This is a genomic window from uncultured Clostridium sp., from assembly GCF_947036855.1.
Taxonomy (GTDB): domain Bacteria; phylum Bacillota; class Clostridia; order Clostridiales; family Clostridiaceae; genus Sarcina.
Map to the genome: position 1 here is coordinate 1 of NZ_CAMQRY010000109.1, position 8,088 is coordinate 8,088.

7 protein-coding genes are annotated in these 8,088 nt (G+C 26.7%); 5 read left to right on the forward strand and 2 right to left on the reverse strand.

Features of this window, described 5'->3' with window-relative positions:
* The first annotated feature begins 379 nt into the window (after positions 1 to 379).
* Positions 380 to 1,618 carry an ATP/GTP-binding protein gene (locus Q0V15_RS10200; RefSeq protein WP_297438647.1) on the forward strand — a complete coding sequence of 413 codons (1,239 nt, stop codon included), beginning with the start codon at positions 380 to 382 and terminating at the stop codon, positions 1,616 to 1,618.
* Entirely contained in the window at positions 1,611 to 2,273 is a 663-nt protein-coding gene (locus Q0V15_RS10205; protein ID WP_297438649.1) for an RloB family protein, read from the forward strand. Before Q0V15_RS10200 ends, Q0V15_RS10205 begins: the two co-directional genes overlap by 8 nt.
* 143 nt (positions 2,274 to 2,416) lie before the next feature.
* Here the strand turns inward: Q0V15_RS10205 and Q0V15_RS10210 are convergent, their stop codons facing one another.
* Together Q0V15_RS10210 and Q0V15_RS10215 are read right to left on the reverse strand one after the other, a co-directional pair.
* Positions 2,417 to 3,058, reverse strand: a complete 642-nt coding sequence (locus Q0V15_RS10210; RefSeq protein WP_297438651.1) for an undecaprenyl diphosphate synthase family protein — start codon at positions 3,056 to 3,058, stop codon at positions 2,417 to 2,419.
* Positions 3,059 to 3,265: 207 nt separating this feature from the next.
* Entirely contained in the window at positions 3,266 to 3,616 is a 351-nt protein-coding gene (locus tag Q0V15_RS10215; protein WP_297438653.1) for a thioredoxin domain-containing protein, read from the reverse strand.
* Positions 3,617 to 3,924: 308 nt separating this feature from the next.
* Here Q0V15_RS10215 and Q0V15_RS10220 point away from each other — a divergent pair, with 308 nt between their 5' ends.
* From Q0V15_RS10220 to Q0V15_RS10230, 3 genes are all read left to right on the forward strand, one after another.
* Positions 3,925 to 5,895 (forward strand): FUSC family protein, encoded by a 1,971-nt coding sequence (locus tag Q0V15_RS10220; RefSeq protein ID WP_297438655.1) that lies wholly within the window; start codon positions 3,925 to 3,927, stop codon positions 5,893 to 5,895.
* A gap of 636 nt (positions 5,896 to 6,531) precedes the next feature.
* Positions 6,532 to 7,179, forward strand: a complete 648-nt coding sequence (locus Q0V15_RS10225; RefSeq protein WP_297438657.1) for a BRO family protein — start codon at positions 6,532 to 6,534, stop codon at positions 7,177 to 7,179.
* Between the two features lie 310 nt (positions 7,180 to 7,489).
* A partial coding sequence (locus Q0V15_RS10230) for a BRO family protein (RefSeq protein WP_297438659.1) occupies positions 7,490 to 8,088 on the forward strand: 599 nt, incomplete at its 3' end.

Genomic DNA, 8,088 nt, shown 5'->3' on the forward strand with positions numbered 1-8,088 from the left:
TTTAGCACAGAAAAAATGGAGCGATATAGATTAGCTTTTGAAAGTGCTAAAATGCTTGAACCTATACTAGATAAAATCACTAAAGATCATGTTTATAAGTTTTTGTGTATTAAACAAATATTTGTGGATGCAGGAATTGCAATTCCAAAGTTTATTGATGAGGAATTGATGTAATTTTTCAAAAAAATTTTAGAAGAGTCTAGGAACTTAAAATTCCTAGACTTTTTATTTTTATGTTAAATTTTTTACTTTATAGATGTTACTTAAAATGTGGAATATTAATTTATATATTTGCTAATAATTAAATTATGAGAAAAAATCTCAAAAAGATTCACATTTTTGATGATTTATAATAATATATAGTAAAGAGGTGAGTAAAATGTTAATTAAATTTAATTTTGAAAATTATAAAGGTTTTAAAGATTATGTATCTTTAGATATGTTGGCTACATCATTAAAGGAGCATCAATATAATTTAATAGATACTGGCGATGATAAATTATTAAAGATAGCTGCTATATATGGAGCTAATGCAAGTGGTAAAACTACAGTACTTGATGCTTTTCATTTTATGGCTAGTTTTGTACGTAATTCATTTAAGAATTCAACTAGTAATATAGATATCCCATTAAAACGTTTTGCTTTTGATAAAGATTCAAAAAAGAAACCTTCAGAATTTGAAGTTTTTATAAAATATAAGAATAATGAATATCAGTATGGATTTAAAATGGATGATAAGAAAATCTTAGAAGAATGGTTATATAAAAGAGATCTTAGATTTAAAAAGAATATAAAATATAATATTTTATTTGAGCGTGAAGGAAAACAGATTGATTGCTCACAAAAGTTGAAAGAGGCTAATGGTTTAAAGAGTATAGTAGAGGATAATACATTGTTTTTATCAATATGTTCAAATGCAAAAATTCCATACGTTAAAGATGTTATGGAGTGGTTTAGTAATACAATTTTTGTAAATATGGGGAATTGTGAAATAGAAGCTTATTTAACAAGGGGTGTATCATCTGGAATAGAAAATAGAGAGTACCAAAAAGAGGTAGTTAAGTTTTTAAATGCAATTGATATTAGCATAGAGGATATTTATGTTGAAAAAATGAGTATAGAAAGTGAGAAGGCTAGATACAATATATATTCATGCCACAAAGTAAAAGGTGAAAAAGAATTAGTTAAATTGCCATTCACTGAAGAATCAAGTGGAACACAAAAAATGTTTGCTATGTATAATTTATTTAAACATTCAATAGAAAAAGGTCTACCTATATTTATTGATGAGTTGGATGCAAAATTACATCCATTATTAATGAAGTATATACTGAGTATGTTTCATAGTGAAGAAACAAATAGTAAAGGGGCACAATTAATTTATACAGCACATGATGATTTTACTTTGAGTAAGGATGTATTTAGACGAGATCAGATATGGTTTGTTGAAAAAGATATAGATTCAGTAGCTACTTTATATTCTTTAGCAGAATATAAAATAGGAGATAAAAAGGTTAGAAATGATGCAAGTTATAGTAAGGATTATTTAGCTGGTAAATATGGAGCAATACCTATATTAAATAAATTTGAAATTAATAGGGAGCTAGAACATGAGTAGATTACAAAGAGGCGGGAGGGGAAGAGAGCGAGAGCGTAAATTAGGGAATAGAGATGAAAAACTTGGAACTTGTCTAATAATTACTGAAGGAACGGAAACTGAAGTTAATTATTTCGAAAATATTAAAAATATAATAAATACAAAATATAGAAAAAGAGAAATTCAAGAGAATTATCCAATGAAAGTAGAAGGAAAAGGTCGTAGTACAAGTGTATTAGTAAATGAAGCTATAAAAAGAAAGAATAGAGAAAATTTTAGTGAAATATGGATTGTATTTGATAAAGATGATAATACTGATTTTGATAATGCAATTGAATTAGCAAAAGTAAATAATATTAATGTAGCATGGTCTAACCAAAGTTTTGAATTGTGGCTATTATTACATTTTAAAGATTTAAAAGTAGAAATTTCTAGAGCACAATATATTAAAGAGTTAAATACTATATTTAAAAAACAAAAGATAAATGGTGGGATATATAATAAAAATATAAGTAATATATTTGATATAACATATGAAAATATTAATTCAGCATTAAAGAGAAGTAAAAGTTTGAGAAAAGAGCAGGAACGTTTAGGAGAAAAACATCCTTCAAAAATGAGTCCAGGAACTACGGTAGATATTCTTGTGGAAAAGTTAATAGAATATCTAAAATAGAGTTTTTGAAAAGGTGAAAAGAAAATAGAAAATGTAGGCAAAGGGAGAAGTGCTAAGTGGGAAAAATCAAAATAAGTTTTATTTTGATTAAAAAGAAACTCCGTTTAAGATATTATTTAGTATCTTAAACGGAGTTTTATAGTTTAGCCACCAAGAGTTACATCTTGTTTATCATACCAATCTAATGAGTCATAAAAATCTTGAACCTTAAAATCTGGCCATAAATTTTCTACTACGTAGAAATCAGAGTAGACAGATTGAACAGGTAAAAATCCACTAAGTCTTCTTTTTCCACCCCATCTTATTATAAGAGCTATTCTTGATATTTCTTTTGAGTGTAGGTAGGGCATTATAGTTTTTTTAGATTTATCAGCTTCTTTTAATAAATTAAGATCCCATTCCCAAGAATAGTGTATTAGGAAGTTTACTTTTATTCCGCCATTTCCAAACTTTTGTCTTGTTGTGAATGGAAGTAATTCTTTTGGAAATGCTGTTGATTTAGTATTTCCAAGAACGAGTATTTCACAGTTTTCTTTAGTTAGTAGCATAACAGAATCTATACAAGCTTTGGTAAAAGCAAGTTTTTGCTCTGCTGGGCGTTTAGTATTATCAACAGTAAATCCATAGAATGTTAATTCCTGAATACCTTCTTTTTCACAAAGTTTAAATGCTTCAAGTCCTGGATTTACCCCGTGGTCATAGCCTTTATCTTTATTCATATTCTGAGACACTGCCCAGCGTCTATTACCATCAGGGATTATTCCAATATGTTTTGGTTTTCTCATAGTACCTCCATAAATTTAGGATTATATATAGTATTGTTTCCAGTGTATAAAAAATTAACCATAATATTAATATTAATATTAGTGAGGTTTATGAAATATACGATTTATAAAGTTTTATTTTAATAATAATAAAAAAGTAGCGATAAATATTTTTATAAATATCTATCGCTACTTTTTTATATTAAAATTTAAGTTATATCTAAATAATTATTTTACAAGATTTAAAATTTCATCTTCTGGAAGTGAAGAGTCACAACGAACTTCTATTTCTCCATTTTTTCTAACTATAAATCCTGGTACAGTTCTTACATTATACTTAGCTCTTAATGAATCAATTCCTGCGTCATTATAATCTTCGCTATTTACATAATAAATAGTTGAGCTTATATCACTTGCTAATGCACTTAATTTTTTAGCAAATTTACGACAGTAAGGGCAAGTTGCACGTCCTATATAAATTACAGCAAGTTCCTCTTTTGATAATAATGATTCTGCCTCTGTAGATGATATTTTTGTGAATACTTCTACATCTTTTTCGTATGAGTTATTTCCAAACATGTTGATTCCTCCTAAGTTTTTTTATTTATTATAACATTAAATTATGTAAATGGGATGTAGGTAATTATATATAAGTATGGATAGATTTTATAATATCTATATATTTTGAAAAAAAGTTTAAAAACTTTGAATCTTGTATGATAGCAATAGCAGTTTATAATGGTGGAGATGTAAACCTCTAAAAAAATAGGTAATTAATTTAGAAGTATAGTAAAATATAAAGGTTGTATAGATATATTAAGATGGTCTTAGTGTATGCTAAAATCATCTTTTTTAAACTGAAAACAAAAGATGAAAGGGTGAATGGTGTGACTAAAGAATCACTACTTAGAACTATAATTATATTTTTACTATCGGCAATTATGATTTTTATTTCAGTAACACACTTAGGGCATAATAATTTAATGGTTGGTGTGAGTGGCTTATTTATTTTAATAGCTATATTAAATAAAGATTTTACAAGGACGCCTATTAGGTCAGGAGTTAAAACAATAGTTTTAATGCTGATAATGGGACTAGCTCCTTATTTTATTAATGCTAATATATATATTGGATTCTTTATTAACTTTATAGCAGTTTTTACAATGATGTATATGATTGTATATACCTATAATAAGACAATATATTTTCCATTTCTTTTTGGATATACACTACTTTTAACAAGTAATGTTACAGGAAGAAATTTAGGACTAAGAGTTATAGGTCTTGTTGTTGTTGGAATTGTTGCAGTAGTATTCCAGTTATTATTTATTAAGGTTATGAATAGAAAAAAGCAGAAAAATAAAACACTAATAAATATAATTGAGCATTTAATTACTAAAGTTGAACTTGCTACTTTAGGTGAATTTTCTGAAGAAAAATTTTCAGATTTTAAAAATCTGACTGCACAGTGGAGTAGAGAAATTCTTGAGAAAAGAAATAATACTACTCATTTAAAAGAAAAAGAAAATATTGAACTTGATTTAATTGCGGCGCTTGAGAGTATAGCTCATATTTCAAAGGGTTTTTCTGATAAGATTAAACTTGAAAATCTACATTATAGTAATGTATTAGGTGATATAAATACTTTATTAATAGAATTAAATGAATTTATAAAAGGTGAAACAAGTAGAGAATATTTAAAAACTGAGCTTGATAGAATTTCTAAAAATCATAATTTTTCAAATAAAGATTATGAAATTGAGTCTTATGAAGTATTAGAACTTATTTCAATTGTTGATAAAATGACTTATAGACTTGTTAGGCTGAAAAATAAAGAATTACATGAAAAAAGAAGTTTTAGTTTTAGTGTATTATTTAAAGAAAGTAAAGATTCGATTCGAGAGAGTATAGCTGATTTTAATAAAGATTCAGTTAGGTTTGTTTTTGCTTTTAGAACAGCAGCTTTAATAGCTTTATGCTATTTCTTTTTAAGATTTTTTGACTATCCTCTTGCGAAGTGGTCATTATTTACTATAACGTCAGTATCACAAATTTATAATGATACTGTTAAAGCAAGGGCTAAGGGAAGATTCTTTGGAACTGTTGCAGGGGTGTTAATTTATGTGCCTTTAGCAATGATTTTTAAAGATAAAGAGCCAAGAATCATAATTATAGCCATTGCTGTTTTCTTTATGATAAGTTTTAAAAAATATGCGTATAGTATTGCTATGCTAACTATATTATTTGTTGGTATTGTAACTATTAATGTTCAAGATATACTTTCATATGGAGCAGATAGAGTTATATACATAGCTATTGGTATTGTGGCAGTACTAATAGGAAATAAAATTATTTTCCCATACAATTTAAAGAAAGAAAGTAAGCTTCTTATAAATAGATATCAAGATGTTTGTTCTGATATGCTAAGGAAATTTTTTGACCTTCATACAAGTAGGAGTGATGTTAATTCTATAAAAAATAATATAATTTTAGCTAAAAGTATAGAGAATAAAATTATAATAAATAATGTAGAGCTTGATAGTATGCTACTTAGAAAATATAGGTCAAATCAAAGATTATTCTTAAATAAAATGCATAATATTTTAAATAGAGTTGAGTATATAGATGCAAATCCAAGTATTAATGTAAGTATAAAAATGGCTAAACTTTTTAATATGACAAAGGAGCTTGAGAGAGTTTCTATAGATAATAAAGAAGAGCTTGAAAGAATATTTAGCAAATATACAAGCGATATAAAAACTCTTGAGGAAAAAGTAATTTATATGGATGTTTATTTAATGGTGAAGTTAAATAGAAAAAGTGATGTTATAAAAAATGAAATTATAGCTACTATGTAGCAAAAGAATCCTATCACAAAACACGTGATAGGATTCTTTTTTTTCTTTTAATTAATACGTATATTTTAAAGATTATAGCAAACACTAATATCAAATAAAAAAAGTCCATGATTTTATAAGTGCAACTAACACTTGTAAATTCAGAAGATATCAAGAGTATCTAAGGAACCCTAAAATCAAAGACTTTCTACTATATTATGTTCAATTTGAATATTTTTATACAAAAAAGTTTTATTGATTTAGATTTTATATTGTTTTAATAATTTTATTAGAATATATATCCCCTTAGAATGCCTTAGATATTTGGTATTGTGAGGGGATTTTTTTATTTTTAATTTAAACATTGTGGAAAACAAATAAAAAAGTTATCCACAGCTTAAAGATAGATGTATCAATAGCTACGGGAGGTGATTGTCTGTAAAACAATCACCTTGGAGTAAAAGTGGAATAACCTTAGTTTTATAAGAGGAAAACAGATGAAAAAAACACTTATTTTAGAGGTGATTCCAATAAGTGAAGTTATCCACAGGCATGCAGGCTAGATATATCAATGGTTCTAGGAGGTGATAGACAGAGAAGCTATCACCTTGAAAAAAAGTGGAATCACCTTAAATTTAAAGAAAAGGAGAAATTTAAATGAATGATTTAATTACAAAAAGTTTTAAAGGAAAACAAATTTATAACTTTGTTTGGAATGATAGACCTTGTTGGGTTGCTGTTGATGTTGTGGGGATTTTTGATTATATTCAAAAATCAAAAACAGTTTTTAACTGTATCAGAAGAGAAAACTTTGAAATTGGGGTAGAGTATGACTTTTTAGATGGTGAGGAACTTAAAGAGTTTAAAGAAGTCTTTTCAGAGCAATTGGGAGATACAAAATTTGCTTCTAAGGTAGTTATATTTTATGAGGAAGGTTTATATGGATTTATAAATTATACTGAAATGCCTATCGGAGTGGAATTTAGAAGTTGGGTTAGAAGAGAAGTAATGCCAACACTTAGGAAAAAAGGTTACTACATAGCTGATGAGAGCATTAACTTAGATGAAGAAATTTTAAAAACTTCTGATGTAAAAGTAAAAAATACTGGCTCTAGCTTTGGTGATGTTAGATTTAGCAGTGAAAAACTTGAAAGTTATAGAATGGCACTTGAAACTGCACAAATGTTTAAACCTATTTTAGATAATATAACTAAAGATTCAATTTATAAATTTTTATATCTTAAAAAGATATTTAGTGATGCAGGTATAGAACTACCAAAGTTTATAGATGAAGAATTAATGTAGTTTAAATTTAAAACCTGTGGATAAATATTTGAAAAGTTATCCACAGGTTGAAAGCAAGTAGTAGCAACAAGTTTAAGAGGTTACCGATTCTATGTCGGTAAGCTTATAGACAATAGTTAGAACTTATAGACACAGTGTCTATAAGTTTAGAAAAAAAGAATACTTAAATAGATAAAACAGAAAGATATCCACAGGCTAAGGCTAGTTATATCAAGCTTTGTCAGAGGATATAGACATAGTGTCTATATCTTTTATAAGTTTTGTCTATACCCTTTATGGGAAAATTAATTATAGTAAAAGGAGTAAGAAAATGAATGATTTAATAATTGGAGATTTTGAAGATAGAAAAATTTATAGCTTTGTATGGAGAAACAAACCTTGTTGGGTTGCTATAGATATAGCGAGGATAATTGGATATAAAGATGAATCAACAACAATAACATCATTGATAAAAAGAGAAGGTTTTAAAAAAGGGCAAGAATATGAAGTTTTAAGTAGTGAAATATTAAAAGAGTTTAAAGAAGTTTTTGCAGAATATATAGATCATTTAAAATACTCACCTAAAATAGTTATTTTTTATGAAGAAGGATTATATGGATTTTTAGCTGCTTCAAGAATGAAAAAAGGTGTAGAGTTTAGAACTTGGATCAGAAGAGATGTTATGCCATCTATTAGAAAAAAAGGTTATTATGTTGGTGAAAAGGTAAAACCAGAGTTTGTAGATATTAAACAAACAGTAGATGTTGAAATAGTAAATGATAATTTAGAGATAGAGATTAAAGATGATAAATTAAATAGACTTAATAGTGCTTATAAAAGTGCGAGTATGTTTAAAGAATTATTGGATGATATAACAATGGATTCTACGTACAAATTTTTACTGCTAAAGCAGATATATATTGATGCAGG

What these genes read in the sequence shown, in the direction of transcription:
- Q0V15_RS10210 (WP_297438651.1), bottom strand. Translation starts at nt 3,058, where the DNA reads ATGAGAAAACCAAAACATATTGGAATAATCCCTGATGGTAATAGACGC.
- Q0V15_RS10205 (WP_297438649.1), top strand. Translation starts at nt 1,611, where the DNA reads ATGAGTAGATTACAAAGAGGCGGGAGGGGAAGAGAGCGAGAGCGTAAA.
- Q0V15_RS10225 (WP_297438657.1), top strand. Translation starts at nt 6,532, where the DNA reads ATGAATGATTTAATTACAAAAAGTTTTAAAGGAAAACAAATTTATAAC.
- Q0V15_RS10200 (WP_297438647.1), top strand. Translation starts at nt 380, where the DNA reads ATGTTAATTAAATTTAATTTTGAAAATTATAAAGGTTTTAAAGATTAT.
- Q0V15_RS10215 (WP_297438653.1), bottom strand. Translation starts at nt 3,616, where the DNA reads ATGTTTGGAAATAACTCATACGAAAAAGATGTAGAAGTATTCACAAAA.